The organism is Limnobacter litoralis, from assembly GCF_030160455.1.
GTDB lineage: Bacteria > Pseudomonadota > Gammaproteobacteria > Burkholderiales > Burkholderiaceae_B > Limnobacter > Limnobacter litoralis.
Map to the genome: position 1 here is coordinate 1 of NZ_BSOJ01000007.1, position 19,992 is coordinate 19,992.

A 19,992-nucleotide genomic window follows, 5' to 3' on the forward strand; every position below is an offset into this window, starting at 1 on the left:
AATCCCTCAACGGGAAGGCTGCATAGTTCGAGTTAACGTATCCATTAAACGAGGGCAAGGTCACTTGGGGCGCAATTGGTTTTAATTGACCTAGGGTGTGCTCTACATGCACCCCTACTGTTTATACAACAGTTAGCAAAGACGTGCCTCTGAAGCCAATTTAGATCGCTTCTTGTTAAAGTAATTCGCAAGAAGCCGCTAAAAAAGAAAATACTCATAACCAAGGTCGTAGGTTCAAATCCTGCCCCCGCAACCAAATACTGAAGAAGGTCAATCACTTAGCGGTGATTGGCCTTTTTGTTTTTTGACAAAAAATACCGGTTTCGGGCGGGGTGACTGTCACCCTGATGTGTGCCCGGCTTTTACGCTTTGAGACCGCAACTGCGGCGATATTCACCGGGTGAAGCGTTGAACCAACGGCGAAATGCGCGGGTGAAGCTGGCGGTGTCACCGTAGCCAAGGTGTAAAGCGATTTCGTCCATCTTCATCTGTGTGGCCAGCAACTTTTTTGCCAACTGCCTGCGTTCCACATCAATCAACTCGCTGAAGCTGACATTTTCCTCTGACAGCCTGCGACGCAGACTTCGAGGCGACAGCGACAGGGTACGAGCCACATCTTCGAGGGTTGACACCAGTCCAAATGGCCCTAGAAGAATTTGGCGAACCTGACCCGCCACCCCTTCCGCCTGACGCTGGCGCAGTTGCTGTGTGCATTGATCTTCGAAAACGCGCAAGAGATGCGGATCATAGGTGGGCAGTTGTAACTCCGCATTGCGACGGTCCAGCATGATTGCATTGTGCAGGGCAGACTGAAGTGGGTGGACACCAGTCAGTTCTTCTATGTGTTGCGCGTCGCGATTGCTCAAATGCTCGAACTCAAGACTTTGCACAGGCACTCCATTCAGACCCAACTCGCGAAGTAAGCTGTATGCCGTTCCCAAATCTCGCTGAAGCAGGAATTGGCGGAGATTTTGTGGAATGTCATCTGCATGCGCGACAATTCCGAATGAGCCTGGAGTGTGAACCACAGAGAACCGGCAATAAGCTGTGCTTAAGGGCAGATAACGCATGGCTGTTTGTACTGCAGACGCCAGGGTTGGACTGGTGCGAATGGCAAAACCCCAGATGCCGAACGTGGATACGTTGTATTGCATCCCCAGCTGAAAGCCCAATGCGGGCAGATCGGGCAAGCTAGCGACTATATTTTCGAGCAGTTGGATCTCCTGACTGCGATGCAGCCAGGTGTCAGCACGGGTCAAGTCTTCGAGGGTTAATCCTGTGCCTGACAGACACGTTTGCGCGTCGACACCCAATCGAGACGCAAAATTAACCATGACCAAGGCGATTGCCGCAGGGTGTTTTGAGTGGCCAGTGTGCACTACAGACTCCCGAATAGATTGGCCTTAAATGTTTGTGTCAAGTCCTGAAATGCCCTGTTTGAATTGATGCGATCAAGGTACATTCAAGTCAACAGAGAACAAAATCCGGGAGACTCGAATGCAAGAAAATCTGAATGAACTAAACCGGAGGGCGATTGAAGCCTCTAAGGAGTATACGGGCGAATTGGCTTGGGTAACCATCGGGCTGACCGTCTTTGTTGTGAGTTCGACCGGTTTACTGCTGTGGCTGTTTGCCGAAAAAAATCTGAGTATCGGGGTTGCGATACCCATGTATTCGGTGCTGACCTACATGTCTTACACGCCGCTGCACGAGGCCGTGCATGGCAACATACATGGACAGCATTCGCACTTGAAGTGGCTGAACGATCTTTGTGGCTATCTGGTGGCTACATTGATCATGGTGCCCTATTCGACGCACAAGGTGGAGCATTTCACACACCATCGCTACACCAACCAAGCGGACAAAGACCCCGACTATGTGGTCAGTAACATGCGCAATGGGCTGCTGTCATTTTTGCTGAGCGGCTTTCACTTTCTTTGGGTTCAGATCACCTTTCTGTTTCGCGATTATTGGAAAACCACAAGCGGGAAGGATCGTTGCATCTATCTGACAGAAATCCTGCTTACGCTGGGCTGGCGCGTCGCATTCGGGTTGTGGCTGGGCACAGCCGAAGCGGCATGGTTGCTGGTGGCTGGTTATTTGATCGGTGCTTTTTTTACCGCCTACTGGTTTGCCTACCGCCCCCACCATCCGTATGACAATTCAAACCGCTACCAAAACACCAACAGCCTTATTGTGCCAGCCTGGATGAAGCCATTGGAGTGGTTCTGGCTTGGGCAAAACCTGCACTCCATCCACCACTTGTTTCCCAAGGTTCCGTTTTACCGCTATCATGCCCTTCACCGTGAAATCGAACCTGTTTTAAGGGCGCACCGTACGCCAATCATCGGAATTTTCAGCAGACGCCACTTATGAATTGGGTCCCTCTTGTTTTCGTCGCATTCAAGCTTCTTGTGTTCGGGATTGGCATGTTCTACGCCATCAAGTGGCATTACGATCAAGGCAAAAAACGCAAGGGCGGAAAAACAGAGTTTCGTGAGGTGGCGCGAAATAGTGCCAAGGTCGCCCTGATTTTCTCAGTGGCATTGATTGCAGTTGGTCTATTGACCTACTGGCTTACAAAGCAGCTTGACTTAAACCTGACCTAGTCGCGCGATTTTCCAAACAACCTGCCCGAAATGCCAGCAAACCCATCAACAGCCGGGCGATGAATGATGAAATGTTTGATTCATGAGTTGTTCTTCTTTGAATGGATCGCCTTCATCATCATTCACAAACAATTTTGAATCAAGCGCTTCCAAGTTCTTTCAGATGGCGCACAATGTTCGCTGTCATTACCAAGGAATGCACCATGAAACTTCTGAGACTGATTGTTTTGAATGCCAGCCTGCTGCTTACGCCGATTTGGGGCCATGCGATGGATTTGAGCCAGATCAGCAACAAGGATGCTGTGTCGGCTTTGCGAACCACCCTGTCCAAGGGCGCTGATTCAGCCATTCAGAATTTGGGGCAAAACAACGGCTTTTTGAACAATCCACAAGTTCACATTCCACTGCCCGCCTTTTTGAATGACCACAAAGGCATGCTTAAGATGGTGGGAATGGGTTCTCAGCTGGACGCCATGGAACAGTCGATGAACCACGCAGCCGAGGCTGCTGTGCCCAAAGCCGCCAATATTTTGAAGAAGGCCATTCAGGGCATGTCTGTGTCGGATGCAAAGTCGATTTTAAGCGGTGGAAACACAGCGGTGACCGACTTTTTCAAATCCAAAACAAAAGACGACTTGTACGCTGCTTTGCTGCCGATCGTGAAGGGTGAAACCGGCAAGCTGAACCTGACGGCACAATACAATGCGCTGGCACAGAAAGGCAGCAAGTTTGGTTTGGTGGACGCGTCGCAGGCCAATCTGGAAAGTTATGTGACCAATCAGGCCTTGAGTGGTTTGTTTACGATGATCGGCAATGAGGAGCAGGCCATTCGCGCCGACCCGGTCGGCACTGGCAGCGCATTGCTGAAAAAAGTATTTTCAAACTAAAGGATGTCAAAGCGTGGAAATATACTGCGCAATATTGACGATGTCCTCATCAGTCAAGGTTTTTGACACAGCAGACATGTTACCCGCATCATTGGTGCGGACATGGTTTTTAAAATCGTACAACTGCTTGAGCGTGTACTCGTAATGCTGATGAGTTAGCCGGGGTATTTCATTCTGACCCTTCAAGCCACCCATGTGACACATGGTGCATAACACTTCTTCGGTTTTGGCGAAACCCAGCTTCACTTTCTCGGGATCGGCTTTGAAGGGAATGTTGTCGGGCTTTTGACTTGCGAAGTACGCAGCCAGGTCATGCATGTCTTCCTTGGACAGATTGGCAGCCATCGGGGACATCACAGGGTTGGAACGCGCTCCTTCCTTGAAATCGCGAAGTTCGAGATAAATGTATCTTGCGTTCTGACCTGCCAATACGGGATAGAGGGGATTAGTCGAATTGCCGGTTTCACCGTGACACGCGGCACAAGCCTGCGCCTTGGCTTTACCCGCCTCGATGTCGGCAGCTCGGACTGTGTTAGCAAATAAACCGAACACGAGCAAGACCGTCGTTAAAGATAGTTTGTTCATTCCTGATACTCCACACTTCTGTAAGAACCCCGGTCGCCCAAAACAGACGGCCAGGGCCAAACTCTGCTTCAGTTTTTGCCGCTCAGTGCAAACACCATGATGCTGTTGCCTCGCTTAAAGTTCAGCTGGGAATTGCCACCCGCCGCAACTGCGATGTATTGCTTGCCATTGATCATGTAGGACACGGGTGGCGCATTGACACCTGCCCCACATTGGAAGCGCCAAAGCACCTTGCCTGTTTTTGCGTCATAGGCTTTAAACAGACCATTGCCTTCGCCCGCGAAAACCAGGTTGCCTGCTGTGGTCAGGGCACCGCCGATCATGGGTTGATCAGTTTTGGCCTGCCATGCAATTTTTCCAGTGTCGATGTTGACAGCAGTGACATTGCCCCACTGCTCTTCGCCGGGCACGTTTTTAAATGCGCCACCCAGCCACAGCTTGCCGTTGGGATACTTGGACGCCTCCACGGAATAATTCATGGGCTGGTGCAGGTTTACAGCGTAGGAATAATGAGTGTTCGGATTGAAGGCCATGGGTGACCATTCAACACCACCGTTCGCGCCAGGCAACATGCGGGTACCCTCAGGGGTGGGCAGAGACCACATGTTTTCCTGAGGAACCATAGCCTGCGAAAACCGGATCAGGCTACCGTCGCGGCGGTCGTGGATGTAGACATGACCCGTCTTTCCACCATGAATGACACCTGGAATCACTTTACCGGACTTGTCCTTTACGTTGACAAGAATGGGGGGGCTGACTGCGTCCAAGTCCCACACGTCATGAGGAATGTACTGAAAGTGCCATTTGTAGGCACCTGTATTCAAGTCCACGGCAACCATGGAATCCGTGTAAAGGTTGTCGCCCGGACGTTCAGCACCATATAGATCAGGAGAAGGATTGCCGACCACAAAGAAGACGGTTTTGGTCTCCCGGTCGATGGCAGGCGTCATCCACACGCCACCGCCCAGCGTTTTGTAAAAATCCGAATTTTTGGCGAATTGCGCTTTTTCAGCGGCAATGTCGCGATGCAGGTCTTTGCCTGTGGCGTCTGTGGTTGCCCATACACCTTCGTGGCCTTTTTCGGGCACGGTGTTGAATGTCCAAAGCAATTTGCCAGTGGCTGAATCAAAGGCTTTGACGAAGCCTCGAATACCGTATTCGCCACCGTTGGTTCCGATCAGTACTTTGCCGTCAGCCACTGTGGGTGCCATGGTTTCGCTGTAACCCTTTTCAGGATCAGCAATTTCAGTGGACCACAACAGCTTTCCTGTTTTGGTGTCCAGAGCAATCAGCTTGCCATCCAGTGTACCCATAAACAGGCGGTCTCCTTCGACCGCAACGCCTTTGTTGTTCGGTCCGCAACAGTAAGTGCTTGTGTCCCCGAGCTTGTGCTTGTAGTGCCAGAATTCCTGACCGGTGGCGGCATCCAACGCATAAACGTGGTCAAAAGAGGTGGTGATAAACATAACACCATTAACCACAATCGGCGCAGTTTCCATGGACTCGACAACGGCTGTCTGAAACACAAAAGCGGGTTTGAGTTTGGACACGTTGCCAGAGTTGATCTGTTTGCCTGGAAAATATCGAGTTTGCTTGTAATCCCCATTCGGTAGTAACCAGTTTTTGGAATCACTGGATGCTGAATCGAGCATTTTTTGCGAAACGGACGGAAGACTCTGAGGCACCGAGACCGGTTTGATGCCTGCCCCCCCCTCAATTTCCTGGGTAAATCCTGACGCCGTGTAAAGCAAAAGGGAACTGGCTGCCACAAGGGCAAACGTGTGGGCTGTCATTGAGTGTCTCATTTTGTCTCCGTTTTTTTGGTATTGCTGTTATTGAAACCGAGGGGCTTCAATTCACATCCTGTGCATGGAAATACAGACATCGTGGTTGAGATTAGCGGTTGTGGATGGATCTTTCTCTTTTTTATTAAATTAAAACTGTTAAAAAAATCTTAAGTACAAAAAACATCTGCGTCAAATTAAATTCCGAATTCAGTGGAATTGACAAAAAAGGATGAATCCTCCGCGTGTGTTGTTTTCCTTACAGTTCGGAAAAATCGACCATGTATTGCCAAATTCATGTGCGTCCCTCGCCCAAAACTGGGATAAAGTGCTGGATCATTTTCAATTTGATTCGCCCTTCGATATGAATTTAGCAAGCCCAGAGAAAGCCCCAATCAACTGGCCAGCGGCAATTACGCTGTGGAGCACACTGTTTTCTGCTTTGATCCTGATCCCGCTTTACGCCTATTCAAACGAGTTTTCGACTGCGGCGTGGGTGTCTTTTGTCGTGTTGGCTGGCTTGAATGGCATCTCGATCACGGCGGGTTATCACCGCCTTTGGTCCCACAGGGCATACTCTGCGCATCCGGTGGTTCGCTTCGTGCTGCTGATGTTTGGCACTATGGCCGTTCAAAACAGCGTGTACATTTGGGCCTCGGGACACAGGCGTCATCACCGGCATGTCGACCACATTGACAACGACCCTTACTCCGCCAAGCGGGGTTTCTGGTTTTCTCACATGGGATGGATGGTGCGCGAATACAGCACCAACAAGGAAGATTTTTCAAACATTCCGGATTTGCTGGAAGACCGTATGCTGGCGTTTCAACACAAGCACTACACGGCGCTGGCCTTGGGCATCAATTTTGGTTTGCCTTTCCTGATTGGTTATTTGTGCGGTGATGTGTGGGGCGTGGTGTTGCTGGGTGGCCTGCTGCGCTTGGTGTGGTCTCATCACACCACGTTTTTCATCAATTCGCTGGCGCACATTTGGGGCCGTCGCCCCTACACCGATGCCAACAGCGCCCGCGACAACGGCGTTTTGGCCTTGTTCACTTTCGGTGAGGGCTACCACAACTACCATCACATTTTTCAGTACGATTACCGCAACGGCATCCGCTGGTACCAGTTTGACCCCACGAAATGGCTGATTCGCAGCCTTGCGTGGTGTGGTCTGGCTGGTGACTTGAAACGGGTGCCCAATTTCAAGATTGAGAAGGCCAGACTCGACATGCAATTCAAACGTGCTGAGCAAGGTTTGAGTTGCAAGAAGCTGGCAGCCTTGGAATCGATCGAGCATTTGAAAGTCACCCTGGCCAGAGAGTACGAGTCATTTTCAGCGGCTCTGCAAGAATGGGCCAAGGTGAAAGAAGAGCAAATTCACGCCGCCAGAGAGGCCTTTGAGCACAGTGAAGTGATGAAAACCTACCATGCCCGCATTGCAGCCATTGAGAGTGGTTTGAAAGCCCAACGCAAGCGCGTGGCAGCCCTCGTGAACCAGATCCCCAAAGGCGTTTGGGCCTAAAGACACGCAGCCCCCGTTCTAAACAAAGGGGGCTGGTGCGACACAGTCAATGGATTTCCTTACTTGGCTTCCAACTGACTTTTCAAATTGTTCAATCCTCCATCGTACACGCCGGTAATCAACTGAATGACATCAGCATCCCCCTCTCCTTTGGGTGGATTGTCCGTCGTGTTTTTACGCTTGAAGTGCCCTGTCCAGACAACTTTGCTGGAGTTTTTGCCTGTGCTGATCACTTTGAAGATGGAGTGATAAGCAACAATGGGTAGCGGCGATTCGACAATTTTGTAGCTGAAACTTTTGCTTTTCTCATTGAACCGGGTTAGCTGTTCTGTAAAGCTAGGGCCGTCTTTAATGGTGAGTTGACGCACTGCCCCCGCGGTGTTGTTTTTGCCTTTCACAATTTCATCTTTGGAAAACCCGGGGTGCCAGGACGGCAGACCATCAAAGGATTTCGATGACTCCCACACGGTGGTGGCGGGCGCATCGATGCTGACCGTTCTCTCGACTGTAAGCATTTTAGGCGGACTTGCAAAGGAGAGTGCGGGTAGCAAAAGCGCGCAAGTCAGTATCCATTTTTTCAACATCTTGAACTCCTGGTGATAATTTTTCGTGAAATTCCGGAACAGTGATTCGGGAACAATTACTTATTGCAAGAATCAATCCAGGGTGCAATGCTTAGTCGTTATCACAATTTGAAACAATTGAATTCCATCTTGATTGAGGAGTACAGAATGGAACGCAGAAAGCTGGGCAGCCAAGGGCTGGAAGTGTCGGCAATAGGCCTTGGATGCATGGGAATGTCGGAGTTTTACAGTGGCAGGTCGGATGCAGAATCACTGTCAACCATCGACCGCGCGTTGGACCTCGGTGTGAATTTTCTGGACACTGCCGACATGTATGGCGTCGGTAAAAACGAGGAATTGTTGGCCAAAGCGATCAAAGGTCGCAGTAATCAATTCGTGATTGCCACCAAATTTGGCAACATGCGCGGCCCTGAGGGGCAGTTTCTGGGAATCAATGGTCGGCCTGAGTATGTCAAGCAAGCCTGTGAAGACAGCTTGAAGCGTCTCGATGTTGAGGTGATCGACCTGTATTACCAGCACCGCGTCGACCCGAATGTGCCGATTGAAGACACTGTGGGTGCCATGGCTGATTTGGTGAAGGCGGGCAAAGTGCGATACCTCGGCTTGTCTGAGGCGGGCGTTCAGACCATTCGCAGGGCGCACGCTGTGCACCCGATTACTGCCCTGCAAACTGAGTATTCGCTGTGGAGTCGCGACGCGGAAGATGAAATACTGCCGACCACACGTGAATTGGGCATTGGATATGTACCTTATAGCCCCCTGGGGCGCGGCTTTTTGAGTGGGCAAATCAAGTCGATTGATGATCTGGCAGCCGACGATTACCGGCGCAATTCACCTCGGTTTCAGGGTGAGAATTTTCAAAAAAATCTGGAACTGGTGAAACAGGTGCAGGCGATGGCAGAACAAAAGGGATGCACGGCTGCGCAATTGGCCTTGGCCTGGGTGCTGGCACAAGGCGACGACCTTGTGCCAATTCCAGGTACCAAGCGGGTGGCCTTGTTGGAAGAAAACGTGGCGGCATTGAATGTCGAACTGACACGCTCAGAACTTGATCAGCTAGACGCCATTTTGCCCCCTGGTGCGGCCGCTGGTACTCGCTATGCTGCGCCGCAGATGGCGGCGTTGAATCGCTGAGCGTCAGGAAGAATCGGGCACCGATTTGTCGGTGCCCTTTTTTCAGGCTTTCAATTTCCAGACGGTCACTTCACTTTCAGTGTACTGGTGCTTGCGCCGGGTTTCCCGAATGACAAAGGGCACTGCCTGGGGTACATCCACCAATTCAAATCGTTCGCCGAGAATGTCTTTCAAACCATCGAGTGTGGTGTAGGACTCGCCGTCTTTTTTGAAGCCCCCGATCCACTCGCTGCGCTTGGTGTACTCCTCAAGCCAGGTGTAAGGTGAAGACAGCACCAACAGTCCACCCGGATTCAGTCGGGATGCCACCGATTCAAGAAATCGACGTGGCGCATACAGTCGATCAATCAGGTTTGCTGCCAGCACCAGATCGAACCCGGTGAACAGCTCTTTCAGATTGCACGCGTCGCCCTGCCAGAACTCAACCTTGTGTGCGGTGTATGCCAAATCCAGTTCGGCCAGGGTGTGCTCGTGATAGGTCACCAATTCGCCTTCATCAGGCAAGGTGTAACGCACGGTGCTGGTTTGCTGCAAGCGGATCCAGGTGCAGATTGGCGTTGGCTTGGCTGTCGCGCGGCACATCGGTAAGCCCGGCATGGTCGTAGATTCGATTCCACTCGTCCTCCGTGGGCAATCGAAGGGGCTGACCGGTTTGCACGGATTTCCAGCGGCAAAAGGCACGAGCCTCATGACAATTGGTTTCAACGGGCCAATTCCAGGGCATGGGCACTTCCTCGGTCAACAACCTGAGCTTCCAATCCTTTTGGCCATGGCTCCCCTTCACCCAGAAGGTGGGATGTTCTGCCTTGGCAAATTGCCGCCATTGCTTGCCTTCATCGTCCCAAAATTGATCTGCGTGGTAAGCCCCAGCGTTCACAAATTCCAGAAACTCGGCATTGCTGACCAAGTAACGTGAGGCCTGAAATGCCCCCACTTCGGCCTTGTGTTGGCCGTATTCATTGTCCCAGCCGTAGACAGGTTCGCTCAATTCCCGCCCCAGAGAGACGGCACCCGTCGGAATATTGACCAGTGTATTGGCGGGTGCCGCACCTGCCTGTTGGCAACGTTGCCAAGCGTAATGGGGCCGAACAAACCGGAGTTCGTGCTGTCGCATCAGCACAGAAGAAGTTTCAAGGTGAATGTTTTCGTGTTCGATGCCCATCAGAACAGCCCAGAAAGGGTCATTCCAGCCGATGGGCAATTTGAATGGCGTGTGGCGTATGACTTTGTCAATTACATCGCGCGCCTTGTTGCGGTAGGCACGCACTTCGGCCACTGTGGGCCAGTCGTATCGGGTGTCGTCCAGGTCGTCCCAACTCATTTCATCAACACCCACGGCGAACATGGATTCGAGCCAAGGGTCGATGCGTTTGTCGATCAACCCGACCAGCAAAAACTTGTTGATGAAAAAAGTGGCGGTGTGACCGAAATAAAAGATCAGCGGATGACGCAACGTAATCGGCTTCTTGTAATAGGCCTCGTCGCAACTGAGTAACTCGAACAGCGATTCGTAGCGGTCGAAGGTGGCGTGGAAATAGTTCAGAATTTCGGTGCGTTTGGCTTCGACGTCGCCGCCGTCCAGAAGTGGAGTGCGCTGATGCACCTCAGTTGCAGGCGACTTCTTGTGCGATTGGGCATGCATGGCGGCGGACTCTGGTAAAGCAAAGCACTTAGTGTAATAAATTTATAAGGCAATCAGTCCTTTCAGACCAGAAAAACAAGATCTGTCACTCCCGGGTCAACCTTTTTCTGGAATAACAACGTCGTGACTTGTCCGCGGTGATGGGTTTGGTGGTTAAACAAGTGTAGAAGCACCTTGTGTAAAGACTCTTCCCGAGTTTGATTGGCCGCCAAACTGGTGTAACGCAAGGGTTGATGCAAATGTTGGTCACTTAGCGCATCGACGTAAGCAAGCAGATCTTGATCCAGTTTTGCGCGCATTTCCCCGAAGGTCTTCAAGTTGGAAAACCGAATTTCGTTCAAGGCGGACACTGCATGTGGGCGATCCAGCAAACGACTCAACCACAATTCATCGGCATTGACCAAATGATTCAAGGTGCCCATGATTGAACCAAAAAATGCGCCCATGTCTTGCAGCAGCGCTTCATTGGGCAGCTTGGCGCAAGCGTCCAGTATTTGCTGGTTCATCACCTGGTTGTACTGGGCGAGCATTTTAAAAAGTGCGGTTGGGCTGGCAGGCTGACTATTGGCGGTCATGATGGCGGTCAATCGATGGCAAGGTGGTGAAGAAATCATAATCCCGAATTGTTAAAAAGCCATGCCATGACTCGACAGATCGATCTCTACTTTGATTTTTCCAGCCCCTACTCATATTTGTCTGTGGCACGGGCAAACCACTTACTGGATGGTTTGCCAATCAGACTGAATTTACGACCGATTGTGCTTGGCTCTATTTTCAAGCGATTGGGATGGGAGTCCAGCCCGTTTCTGGCACAGGCCCGAAAGCTGGATTACATGTGGCTGGATGTAGCCCGGCAGGCAAGGCGCCATGGTCTGCCCTTTCACAAGCCCTCGCATTTTCCGGTCAACAGCGTGTTGGCTGCACGCGTGGCCACTTGTGCCCCAGACGAACCCTGGCTGGCTGACTTCTGTGTGGCGGCTTTTCAGGCTTATTTTGTGCATGATGAAAACCTCAGCGAGCCGAATGTAATAGGCAGATTGCTGCTTGAACTTGGCCTCGATTCTCGGGAAATATTGGACAGGGCGACCAGTGCGCACAACAAAAGCGATCTGCGGCAGGTCACCGAACAGGCCGACGCGCTGGGGGTGTTTGGCGCACCCACGTTTGTAGTGAACCAACACTTGTTTTGGGGCGACGACCGCTTTGAAGCGGCAGTGGATGCCTGTATTCAGGATTCTGCAGAACTACCACCAAAATGAAATGCGCCAGCGTTACACTTGCGTTTCTTATTGCAGTAACCAAGGAGCAGTACTCATGGATTTGTTTGATGCAATTTACCAGCGCCGCGCAATTAAGGGCTTCGATTCCGAGTTTGTAATTCCCGCTGCTGATGAAACCAAAATGCTGGAAGCTGCCATTCAGGCGCCCACCAGCTTCAATATTCAACACTGGCGTTTTGTGGTCGTGCGCGACAAGGCCTTGCGCCAAGAGATGCGCAAACTGGGCAACGATCAGGCGCAGATTACAGATGCTTCACTGTTGGTCATCATGACGGCTGACACCAAAGCCTGGCAGAAAAACCCGGCTCGCTACTGGGAAAAAGCCCCGAAGGAAGTGGCCGATCTGCTGGTGGGCTGGATGGGCCCCTTCCACGATGGCCGCGAATGGCTGCAGCGCGATGAGGCGCAACGCTCCATCGGCATGGCCATGCAAACGCTGATGCTATCTGCCAAAGGCTTAGGCTACGACTCTTGCCCGATGATCGGTTTTGACATTGAAGCGGTGGCCAAGCTGATCAATCTGCCTGCTGACCATGTGATGGGACCGATGGTTGCGATTGGCAAAGGCAACAAGCAGCCTTGGCCCAAGCCCGGTCAACTGGCCCTCAATGACGTGGTGATCAACAACACGTTTTAATTGGCTTTGAATTAGACAGCACGAGGCGAGGAATCATTTCCTCGCCTTTTTTTTAGCACGTCGATCAACGCCCTCAACTTGGGCTGCGATTGACTGCGCTCTGCGAAATACAAAAACAGGCCTGAGGTAACAGGCAGGCTGTCGGACAAGCACGACACCAATTCCTGAGTAGCCAACCACTGCTGCACTTCCATCTCGGCCACGTAGGCCAGCCCCAAACCCGCCAATGCAAAATTCACCAGGCTGCTGCGGTCATTCACCACCACCGACACTGGCGCATCCACCAACACTTCCCGCCCCTGCTGCTCAAACTCCCACCGGTGCAGGGCTCGACTGGTCACGAAACGGTAATTCAAGCAGGTGTAATCTGGGATGTCGGTGAACTGTTTGGGTAGGCCATGCTGTTTTGCATACGCAGAGCTTGCCACCACACACCAGCGAAATTCGGGGGTCAATGGCAATGCAACCATGTCTTTTTCAAGCGACTCGCCCAGCCGAATGCCGGCGTCGAAGCCTTCATCAAGCAGATCAACAATGCCCTCATCGATGTGGATGTCCAACAGAATTTCAGGGTACTTGCGCCTGAACTCAGGCAACACAGGCTCAATCAGCCATTCACAGGCAAAGCGCGTCATCGTGAGCCGCAGCGTGCCACTGGGTTTGCTCTGGAAAGATCCCAAACCTTCCAGCGCTTCACGCAATTCACGCGCAGCCGGGTTCAAGCGGTTGTACAACTGCTGGCCAGCCTCGGTCAGCGCCACACGGCGCGTGGTGCGCCGAAACAGCAAGACGCCGTGGCGATCCTCCAGCGCGCGGATGGTCTTGCTGACTGCGGTGGCACTGACACCGAGCCTTTGCGCAGCCTGCGAAAAACTGGACAAGGCGGCCACTTCCAGAAAAACGGCCACACCATCGAAGACGTCTTTGTCCATTTTATAAACCTGAGGTTTAAAACAAATGAAAAATATAGCCTTTATCTTGATAATTACTCAAGTTACACTGCTGAGCTATGACAATAATTCCTGACCTAGGGGGTGAAATGGTTGATTTTGTGCTGAATGGCAAACCCGTGAGTGCGCAAGTGGATAACGACACACCACTGCTGTGGGTGCTGCGCGATGAACTTGAAATGACCGGCACAAAGTACGGCTGCGGCATGGGCCTTTGCGGCGCTTGCACCGCGCACGTGGAAGGTCAGGCAGTTCGGTCTTGCCAAACCCCGATTTCGACCGTGGCTGGCAAACACGTCACCACCATCGAACAAATGCACGACGACAAGGTGGGTGCAGCAGTGCAGCACGCCTGGCAAAAGCTGGACGTGGTGCAGTGCGGTTACTGCCAATCCGGGCAGATCATGCAGGCCACCGCCTTGCTGAAAACCAATCCGAAACCCAGCGACAAAGACATTGACGACGCCATGGCAGGGAACATTTGCCGCTGCGCCACCTATGTTCGCATCCGCGCGGCCATTCACGAAGCCGCCAAAACGCTGGCTTAAGGAGAATCAAAATGACCATCATCAGTAAATTAAGCCGACGCGAATTCCTGAAAGCCGGGGTGGGTTTTACCCTGGCCGTGCAACTGCCCATGTCGATGGCAGCCAGCAAACTGAAAGCGGGCGGCCCCGGTCAGGTGGGTGCACAGGTCGAAACTGGAAGTTTCGCCCCCAATGCGTTTGTAACCATTGGAGAGGACAACACCGTCACCGTAATCTGCAAACACCTTGAAATGGGCCAAGGCGTGTTCACCGGGCTTGCCACTTTGGTGGCCGAAGAACTGGACGCAGACTGGGCACAAGTGCACGCACAAGGCGCACCCGCAGCCAAGGCCTACAACAATCTGTTTTGGGGTGTGCAAGGCACGGGCGGCAGCACCGCCATTGCCAATTCATTTGAGCAAATGAGAAAGGCAGGCGCCACCGCGCGTGCCATGTTGGTTGAAGCGGCTGCACAGCGCTGGAAAGTGCCAGTCCACAAAATTCAGGTGACCAAAGGCTTGGTGCACACTGCAGACGGCCACCACAAGGCCACCTTTGGTGAACTGGCCCAAGCGGCAGCCGCCCTGCCCGTTCCGGAAAACGTGACCCTGAAACAGGCCCATGAATTCAAGCTGATTGGCAAAACAGCACCCCGCAAAGACAGCGCCGCCAAAACCACTGGCAAGGCCATGTTCACGCAAGACTTCAAACTGCCCGGCATGCTGACCGCCGTGGTGGCGCACAGCCCCAAATTCGGCGGCAAAGTGGCCAAAGTGGACGATACCAAGGCGCGTGCCATTCCGGGTGTTCAACAGGTGGTGACCATTCCAACTGGAGTGGCCGTGTTGGCCCACAACTTCTGGACCGCCAAGAAAGGCCGTGATGCGCTGGTGATCGATTGGGATTTCAGCCAGGCTTACAGCGGCAGCAGCGACCAGATTCAAAAAGACTACACCGCACTGTTGGACAAACCCGGCACAGTGGCCCGCAAAGAAGGCGATGCCATGGCCACGCTGGCAGACAGCAAAAATGTGGTTCAGGCCGATTTTCATTTTCCGTTTTTGGCCCACGCCGCCATGGAACCCATGAACTGCGCCATGCAAATGACGCCGGAGGGCGTGCAGGTCTGGAACGGTGAACAGATGCAAACCGCAGACCAGGCCGCTGTGGCCGGTGTGCTGGGCCTGAAGCCAGAGCAGGTGAACCTGAACATGCTGTACGCAGGCGGCAGCTTTGGCCGCAGGGCCAACCCGCACGCGGACTACCTGGTGGAAGCCGCACATGTGCTGAAAGCCAGCGGTGGCAAAAACCCCATCAAGCTGGTGTGGGCACGCGAGGACGACATGACCGGGGGCTTTTATCGCCCCGCATACGCCCATCGCATTCAGGCCACACTGGACGAGCACGGCATGCCCAAAGCCTGGATGAACCGCATCGTCGGGGAGTCCATCATGAAGGGCTCGCCTTTCGAAATGATGATCAAAGACGGCGTCGACCCCACCTCGGTAGAAGGATCAGCCACCCTTCCCTACGCCATTCCGAACATGCTGGTTGACCTGCACACCACCAACGACACCGTGCGCGTGCCGGTGCAGTGGTGGCGCTCTGTGGGGTCAACCCACACCGCATTCGCCACGGAAGTGGTTATGAATGAACTGGCTGAAAAAGCCGGCAAAGACCCGGTGGAGTACCGCATGGCGCTGCTGAAGAAGCACCCCCGCCACGCAGGCGTCTTGAAGCTAGCCGCCGAAAAGGCGGGTTGGCACAAACCAGTGGCCCCCGGCAAAAACGGTGAAAAGCGTGGCCGAGGCGTGGCTGTGCATGAATCGTTCAACACCTTTGTGGCCCAGGTTGTGGAAGTGACCGTTCAAAAAGACGGCGCTTACAAAGTGGACCGAGTGGTGTGTGCGGTGGACTGCGGTGTGGTGGTCAACCCCGACGTGGTGAAAGCCCAGATGGAAGGCGGCATTGGCTTTGCATTGGCTGGTGCCTTGTACGGTGAAATCACCCTGAAAGATGGCGAAGTGCAACAGACCAACTTCCACAATTACCCGGTGCTGCGCATCAACCAGATGCCGAAAATCGAGGTGCACATGGTGCAGTCTGCCGAGAAGCCCACAGGCGTGGGCGAGCCCGGTGTGCCACCTTTGGCACCCGCACTGGCGCACGCGCTGAAAAATGCAGCAGGGGTGACGATTCGCAGCCTGCCCATTCAGGACACCATCCAGGTTTAAGGGGTTGATTGCACATGGAAGGTCTTGACCTTGAAGTATTGCGCAAGGCCCAAAGCTGGCACCACAGCGGCCGACAAGCAGTGTTGGTCACGGTGGTGCGAACCTGGGGGTCGTCGCCACGCCCACCGGGGTCGCTGTTGGTGTTGCGCGACGATGGCCATGCCGTGGGCAGCGTGTCGGGCGGCTGTATTGAAGACGACCTGATTGACCGCATCGTCAACAAAGAAGGCTTGCCCACCAGGCCGCAACTGGTTCAGTACGGTGTTGGCGCTGAAGAAGCGCGGCGCTTTGGCCTGCCCTGTGGCGGACGAATGGAACTGGTGCTTGAACCCATTACAGCAGCAAGCCGGCTGGACGAACTGATCGAGCACCTGCAAAACGGCCGACTTGTGGAGCGCACGCTGACGCTTGCGAGCAGGGCTGTCACCTTGACCGAGTGCCGCCAAGGCAAGGAACTGGCATTCGACGGCAACACGCTGAAACAGCTGTTCGGCCCACAATATCGCTTGCTGTTGATTGGCGCTGGGCAACTGGCCCAGCAATTGGCACGCGTGGCGCTGGCGCTTGGCTTTGCGGTCACAGTGTGCGACCCGCGCACTGAATATTCGGAAGAATGGAACGAAGCAGGCACCACACTGACCCGAGACATGCCCGACGACGTTGTGATCGCGATGAAACCAGATTCACGCACCGCTGTGATCGCGCTGACGCACGACCCGAAACTGGACGACCTGGCCTTGATGGAGGCCCTGAAAACACCGGCCTTTTACGTGGCGGCGCTGGGCTCCAGAAGAAACAACAGCGCCAGACGCAAGCGCCTGCTTGAGTTCGGCGTAAGCCAAGCGCAGGCCGAGTTCATGAGTGGCCCAGCCGGGCTGGACATTGGTAGCCGCACCCCCAGCGAAATAGCGGTCTCCATTGCCGCTGAACTGGTGGCTCGCAAAAATGGCATCCGGGCGGGCACACCCGTGCAGCGCAAGCCACAAACACTGCAATTCGCCAGTGACGAAGCACCCGCCTGCGGCTGAACAAGCGGTCGGCCTGCTGCTGGCCGCGGGGTTTGGTCGACGATACGACCCCAGCGGCCAACGCGACAAGCTGATGCACGTGCTGGCCGATGGCCACAGCGTGCTTTGGCACAGTGCAAACGCCTTGAAGGCGGCCCTGCCCCACTGCATCGCCGTGGTTCAACCCGCACAAGCGGAACGAGAAGCGCTGTTGATGAAGCTGGGCTTTGATGTGGTTCAAGCCCCGCAAGCCGCATTGGGCATGGGGGCCAGCATGGCTGCGGGCGTGCAGGCCATTCAGCACCAGTATGCAGACGCCAAGGCGATAGTGCTTGCACTGGCGGATATGGCGTGGGTGGGCAGCAAGGCGATTGAACAAGTTGCCAATGCGACCTTAACCCTGCCGGGCGGGCAATCAGATTTCTGCGCGCCGGTTTACAAAGGGCAGCGTGGGCACCCCGTAGGCTTTGGGTCAGACTGGTTCGGTGCCCTGGCTTCGCTGAACGGCGACCAGGGTGCAAGGCAGCTGATGAAGCATGCCCGTTGCCACGCCATTGATTGGCCTGACGACGGTGTAATCAAAGACCTTGACGCGCCCTTAGACGCCCCAAAAACAGCGGAATAAAACCAATCAACAAGCCGCCAATGCCCAGCATGTTGGTGATGAAATCGAAGGTGGGAATGCTGTACAGCGCGATAAACACCATGAACAAGGCCGCCAGCAAGGGCCACAGCACATACGAACCCGCATTGTAGACGCCCTCGCGAAGCTTGCCTCGGTAATGCCATGCGCAGGCAAACCCGGCCAGGCTCATGTAAAAGCAGATCTGAAAACCGATCGACAAAATGGAGCTGTTTAAAATCGATTCCACACTGGGCATGTAAGACGAGCTGAACAGCAACACAATGCCCAAGGCCCAAATGACGACAGTAGCCACCCAGGGGGTTTGCCACTCGGGGTGAATGGTGGCGTAACGGGGGTGCAGCATTTCATCGCGGGCCATGGCAAACATGCTGCGGCTGAATTGCAGAATCTGAGTTTCAATGGTGCCCACCGTGCTCAGGATGGTGGACATCACGGCCAGGTAATTCCAGGGCTTTGGAAACAGCTTGTTCGCAATGGCGTACAACACATTGGTGTTGGCCTTGGCAATTTCATCGTCGGTCAGCACGATCAACACCACAATCATCATGATGATGAAAAACAGAATCAGGTTGATCATGGCCCAGAAGGCCCCTTTGCTGGCTGCGTTCAGTTCATGTTGCGCCGCGCCGGTTTTGGTTTCCTCGCTGAGGTTCATGGTGACGTCCCAACCCCAATAAAAGAAGATGGCGGTCAGCGCACCGGTGGCAAAGGCCTGTGGCGTGAAAGAAAACGGAGAAAACCAAATGAACGACGGCGCATGGGCGGGGTGTTTGCCGTACTGCACGAATGCGCCCACGATAAGCGCGAAAATGACTGCAGTTTCAAGAGCCGTCAAAACAATTTGCGCGTAACTGGCGTGCTTGATGCCTTTGGTCACCACAATCGTCACCACCGTCAGCCAGATGGCGGCTGTGGCGGTTACCCAATTGGTGTTTTCAACTTTGTCGGGAAACAGAATGACCAGCGTGGAGGTGGCGGCCGGAATGGTGGCAGACACCATGAAAAAGATGGAAGCCACCAGCAAGCCCCAACCTGCAAAAAACCCCCAGTTTTTGCCAAACACATGCCCCACCCAAGCGTACGACGCAACTGCGTGCGGGGTGATTTTGCTGAGGTGGATGAATGCGAGCAAAATGCCGAACATGATCAACCCGCAGTAGAAAATGCTGCCCACGGACAGCACCCCAACCGAGGCCACAATGGTGGCAGTGGTAACCGCCACACTAAATGCGGGGGCTGTGCCCGCAATGCCCATCACCGTGGATTCGAATGAACCCAACGCACCTTGTGCCAACGCTTTTGCGGATGCCACTTTGTTTCCTTTCCCGATGAAGGCTCGGACTACAATTGATTCATGAAATTTTGCAAATCATATACCGAATCACAAAAGTGTCACCAAGAGTTTCAGAAAAAAAGATAGTCTTGCGCTCATTGAATTTGATTTTGCTGAAAGGAAACCACACATGCGCTTGAAAGCCACTGTATATGCGCTTTTTCTGGGCAGCACTGCACCAGTTTGGGCTGCTCCGGGCAACCCCGCGCCCGCCGATTATTCAGGCGTTTATGACTGCAAAGGCACCGATGCACACGACGGCGCATACACCGCTGAGGTTACTTTGACCAAAAACCCGATACACAGCGTGGGCAACAACACGGCCTACCACTTTGAGATGAAAGTACCAGGCTTTGGGACCTATCCCGGCGAGGCTGTGGCACAAGGCCATTACGCCGCAATCCACTTTGCCAACACCGGCCCCAAAACCGGCGACGCGGGCACCGGCCTGGCCCGCTTTCACAAGGCCCACGGCAATCGCTGGGCGTTCACCAAGTTCTACTACGAGCCAGGCTACCAGGGCGGTAACCACGGCACGGAAGAATGCGTGCAGAAAGAGGCGGTCAATCGAGTAGCGCCGCCCGTGCCGGAGCAAAGTGGACGCAAGGGTGGGTAATCCAGATGTGGT

Annotated in this window: 21 protein-coding genes; 12 read left to right on the forward strand and 9 right to left on the reverse strand. The window is 53.7% G+C overall.

Annotation, left to right across the window (positions count from 1 at the left end; genetic code table 11):
- Positions 1-362: 362 nt before the first annotated feature.
- Complete coding sequence (locus QQJ87_RS03845; RefSeq protein ID WP_284280086.1) at positions 363-1,379, reverse strand: AraC family transcriptional regulator; 1,017 nt, start codon at positions 1,377-1,379, stop codon at positions 363-365.
- Between the two features lie 118 nt (positions 1,380-1,497).
- On the opposite strand from QQJ87_RS03845, the gene QQJ87_RS03850 reads away from it, so the two are divergent.
- From QQJ87_RS03850 to QQJ87_RS03860, 3 genes are all read left to right on the forward strand, one after another.
- Positions 1,498-2,376 carry a fatty acid desaturase family protein gene (locus QQJ87_RS03850; protein WP_284280087.1) on the forward strand — a complete coding sequence of 293 codons (879 nt, stop codon included), beginning with the start codon at positions 1,498-1,500 and terminating at the stop codon, positions 2,374-2,376.
- A complete protein-coding gene (locus QQJ87_RS03855) occupies positions 2,373-2,609 on the forward strand; it encodes a hypothetical protein (RefSeq protein WP_284280088.1) in 237 nt (78 codons plus the stop codon). The genes QQJ87_RS03850 and QQJ87_RS03855 overlap by 4 nt, the downstream gene beginning before the upstream one ends.
- 203 nt (positions 2,610-2,812) lie before the next feature.
- Positions 2,813-3,496, forward strand: coding sequence for a DUF4197 domain-containing protein (locus tag QQJ87_RS03860; protein WP_284280089.1), 684 nt, complete (start codon positions 2,813-2,815; stop codon positions 3,494-3,496).
- Positions 3,497-3,502: 6 nt separating this feature from the next.
- Here QQJ87_RS03860 and QQJ87_RS03865 read toward each other — a convergent pair whose 3' ends face one another.
- Positions 3,503-4,081 (reverse strand): c-type cytochrome, encoded by a 579-nt coding sequence (locus QQJ87_RS03865; protein WP_284280091.1) that lies wholly within the window; start codon positions 4,079-4,081, stop codon positions 3,503-3,505.
- A gap of 68 nt (positions 4,082-4,149) precedes the next feature.
- Complete coding sequence (locus QQJ87_RS03870) at positions 4,150-5,886, reverse strand: pyrroloquinoline quinone-dependent dehydrogenase (RefSeq protein WP_284280092.1); 1,737 nt, start codon at positions 5,884-5,886, stop codon at positions 4,150-4,152.
- Between the two features lie 343 nt (positions 5,887-6,229).
- On the opposite strand from QQJ87_RS03870, the gene QQJ87_RS03875 reads away from it, so the two are divergent.
- Positions 6,230-7,390 (forward strand): acyl-CoA desaturase, encoded by a 1,161-nt coding sequence (locus QQJ87_RS03875; RefSeq protein ID WP_284280093.1) that lies wholly within the window; start codon positions 6,230-6,232, stop codon positions 7,388-7,390.
- Between the two features lie 59 nt (positions 7,391-7,449).
- Here QQJ87_RS03875 and QQJ87_RS03880 read toward each other — a convergent pair whose 3' ends face one another.
- Positions 7,450-7,974 (reverse strand): SRPBCC family protein, encoded by a 525-nt coding sequence (locus tag QQJ87_RS03880; RefSeq protein WP_284280094.1) that lies wholly within the window; start codon positions 7,972-7,974, stop codon positions 7,450-7,452.
- Between the two features lie 147 nt (positions 7,975-8,121).
- Here QQJ87_RS03880 and QQJ87_RS03885 point away from each other — a divergent pair, with 147 nt between their 5' ends.
- On the forward strand, positions 8,122-9,108 hold the full coding sequence (locus QQJ87_RS03885) for an aldo/keto reductase (protein ID WP_284280095.1): 987 nt from the start codon (positions 8,122-8,124) through the stop codon (positions 9,106-9,108).
- Between the two features lie 42 nt (positions 9,109-9,150).
- Here QQJ87_RS03885 and QQJ87_RS03890 read toward each other — a convergent pair whose 3' ends face one another.
- From QQJ87_RS03890 to QQJ87_RS03900, 3 genes are all read right to left on the reverse strand, one after another.
- Positions 9,151-9,642 (reverse strand): putative 4-mercaptohistidine N1-methyltransferase, encoded by a 492-nt coding sequence (locus QQJ87_RS03890; RefSeq protein ID WP_284280097.1) that lies wholly within the window; start codon positions 9,640-9,642, stop codon positions 9,151-9,153.
- On the reverse strand, positions 9,605-10,750 hold the full coding sequence (gene ovoA, locus QQJ87_RS03895) for a 5-histidylcysteine sulfoxide synthase (RefSeq protein WP_284280098.1): 1,146 nt from the start codon (positions 10,748-10,750) through the stop codon (positions 9,605-9,607). Before ovoA ends, QQJ87_RS03890 begins: the two co-directional genes overlap by 38 nt.
- A 62-nt stretch (positions 10,751-10,812) precedes the next feature.
- A complete protein-coding gene (locus QQJ87_RS03900) occupies positions 10,813-11,325 on the reverse strand; it encodes a DinB family protein (protein ID WP_284280099.1) in 513 nt (170 codons plus the stop codon).
- Between the two features lie 66 nt (positions 11,326-11,391).
- Between QQJ87_RS03900 and QQJ87_RS03905 the strand changes: the two genes are divergently transcribed.
- Together QQJ87_RS03905 and QQJ87_RS03910 are read left to right on the forward strand one after the other, a co-directional pair.
- On the forward strand, positions 11,392-12,009 hold the full coding sequence (locus QQJ87_RS03905; RefSeq protein WP_284280100.1) for a 2-hydroxychromene-2-carboxylate isomerase: 618 nt from the start codon (positions 11,392-11,394) through the stop codon (positions 12,007-12,009).
- Between the two features lie 55 nt (positions 12,010-12,064).
- Positions 12,065-12,667: a nitroreductase family protein gene (locus QQJ87_RS03910; protein ID WP_284280101.1), complete on the forward strand. Its 603-nt coding sequence runs from the start codon at positions 12,065-12,067 to the stop codon at positions 12,665-12,667.
- A gap of 11 nt (positions 12,668-12,678) precedes the next feature.
- On the opposite strand, the gene QQJ87_RS03915 is transcribed toward QQJ87_RS03910, so the two are convergent.
- A complete protein-coding gene (locus QQJ87_RS03915) occupies positions 12,679-13,599 on the reverse strand; it encodes a LysR family transcriptional regulator (RefSeq protein ID WP_284280102.1) in 921 nt (306 codons plus the stop codon).
- 107 nt (positions 13,600-13,706) lie between these two features.
- On the opposite strand from QQJ87_RS03915, the gene QQJ87_RS03920 reads away from it, so the two are divergent.
- From QQJ87_RS03920 to QQJ87_RS03935, 4 genes are read left to right on the forward strand one after another with little or no spacing between them, the layout of a single operon-like run.
- Positions 13,707-14,165 carry a (2Fe-2S)-binding protein gene (locus tag QQJ87_RS03920; protein WP_284280104.1) on the forward strand — a complete coding sequence of 153 codons (459 nt, stop codon included), beginning with the start codon at positions 13,707-13,709 and terminating at the stop codon, positions 14,163-14,165.
- An 11-nt stretch (positions 14,166-14,176) separates the two neighbouring features.
- Complete coding sequence (locus tag QQJ87_RS03925; RefSeq protein ID WP_284280105.1) at positions 14,177-16,378, forward strand: xanthine dehydrogenase family protein molybdopterin-binding subunit; 2,202 nt, start codon at positions 14,177-14,179, stop codon at positions 16,376-16,378.
- 14 nt (positions 16,379-16,392) lie between these two features.
- Complete coding sequence (locus QQJ87_RS03930; protein ID WP_284280106.1) at positions 16,393-17,406, forward strand: XdhC family protein; 1,014 nt, start codon at positions 16,393-16,395, stop codon at positions 17,404-17,406.
- Positions 17,381-18,010, forward strand: a complete 630-nt coding sequence (locus tag QQJ87_RS03935; RefSeq protein ID WP_284280107.1) for a nucleotidyltransferase family protein — start codon at positions 17,381-17,383, stop codon at positions 18,008-18,010. The genes QQJ87_RS03930 and QQJ87_RS03935 overlap by 26 nt, the downstream gene beginning before the upstream one ends.
- Here the strand turns inward: QQJ87_RS03935 and QQJ87_RS03940 are convergent.
- A complete protein-coding gene (locus tag QQJ87_RS03940) occupies positions 17,964-19,286 on the reverse strand; it encodes an APC family permease (RefSeq protein WP_284280156.1) in 1,323 nt (440 codons plus the stop codon). The genes QQJ87_RS03935 and QQJ87_RS03940 overlap by 47 nt on opposite strands.
- 208 nt (positions 19,287-19,494) lie before the next feature.
- On the opposite strand from QQJ87_RS03940, the gene QQJ87_RS03945 reads away from it, so the two are divergent.
- On the forward strand, positions 19,495-19,980 hold the full coding sequence (locus QQJ87_RS03945; RefSeq protein WP_284280108.1) for a hypothetical protein: 486 nt from the start codon (positions 19,495-19,497) through the stop codon (positions 19,978-19,980).
- The last annotated feature ends 12 nt before the right edge of the window (positions 19,981-19,992 follow it).

Bases quoted from the DNA above. Each gene is read 5' to 3' on its own strand.
- QQJ87_RS03850 (WP_284280087.1), top strand. From the start codon at position 1,498: ATGCAAGAAAATCTGAATGAACTAAACCGGAGGGCGATTGAAGCCTCT.
- QQJ87_RS03855 (WP_284280088.1), top strand. From the start codon at position 2,373: ATGAATTGGGTCCCTCTTGTTTTCGTCGCATTCAAGCTTCTTGTGTTC.
- QQJ87_RS03860 (WP_284280089.1), top strand. From the start codon at position 2,813: ATGAAACTTCTGAGACTGATTGTTTTGAATGCCAGCCTGCTGCTTACG.
- QQJ87_RS03865 (WP_284280091.1), bottom strand. From the start codon at position 4,081: ATGAACAAACTATCTTTAACGACGGTCTTGCTCGTGTTCGGTTTATTT.
- QQJ87_RS03870 (WP_284280092.1), bottom strand. From the start codon at position 5,886: ATGAGACACTCAATGACAGCCCACACGTTTGCCCTTGTGGCAGCCAGT.
- QQJ87_RS03875 (WP_284280093.1), top strand. From the start codon at position 6,230: ATGAATTTAGCAAGCCCAGAGAAAGCCCCAATCAACTGGCCAGCGGCA.
- QQJ87_RS03880 (WP_284280094.1), bottom strand. From the start codon at position 7,974: ATGTTGAAAAAATGGATACTGACTTGCGCGCTTTTGCTACCCGCACTC.
- QQJ87_RS03885 (WP_284280095.1), top strand. From the start codon at position 8,122: ATGGAACGCAGAAAGCTGGGCAGCCAAGGGCTGGAAGTGTCGGCAATA.
- ovoA (WP_284280098.1), bottom strand. From the start codon at position 10,750: ATGCATGCCCAATCGCACAAGAAGTCGCCTGCAACTGAGGTGCATCAG.
- QQJ87_RS03900 (WP_284280099.1), bottom strand. From the start codon at position 11,325: ATGACCGCCAATAGTCAGCCTGCCAGCCCAACCGCACTTTTTAAAATG.
- QQJ87_RS03905 (WP_284280100.1), top strand. From the start codon at position 11,392: ATGACTCGACAGATCGATCTCTACTTTGATTTTTCCAGCCCCTACTCA.
- QQJ87_RS03910 (WP_284280101.1), top strand. From the start codon at position 12,065: ATGGATTTGTTTGATGCAATTTACCAGCGCCGCGCAATTAAGGGCTTC.
- QQJ87_RS03915 (WP_284280102.1), bottom strand. From the start codon at position 13,599: ATGGACAAAGACGTCTTCGATGGTGTGGCCGTTTTTCTGGAAGTGGCC.
- QQJ87_RS03920 (WP_284280104.1), top strand. From the start codon at position 13,707: ATGGTTGATTTTGTGCTGAATGGCAAACCCGTGAGTGCGCAAGTGGAT.
- QQJ87_RS03925 (WP_284280105.1), top strand. From the start codon at position 14,177: ATGACCATCATCAGTAAATTAAGCCGACGCGAATTCCTGAAAGCCGGG.
- QQJ87_RS03930 (WP_284280106.1), top strand. From the start codon at position 16,393: ATGGAAGGTCTTGACCTTGAAGTATTGCGCAAGGCCCAAAGCTGGCAC.
- QQJ87_RS03940 (WP_284280156.1), bottom strand. From the start codon at position 19,286: ATGGGCATTGCGGGCACAGCCCCCGCATTTAGTGTGGCGGTTACCACT.
- QQJ87_RS03945 (WP_284280108.1), top strand. From the start codon at position 19,495: ATGCGCTTGAAAGCCACTGTATATGCGCTTTTTCTGGGCAGCACTGCA.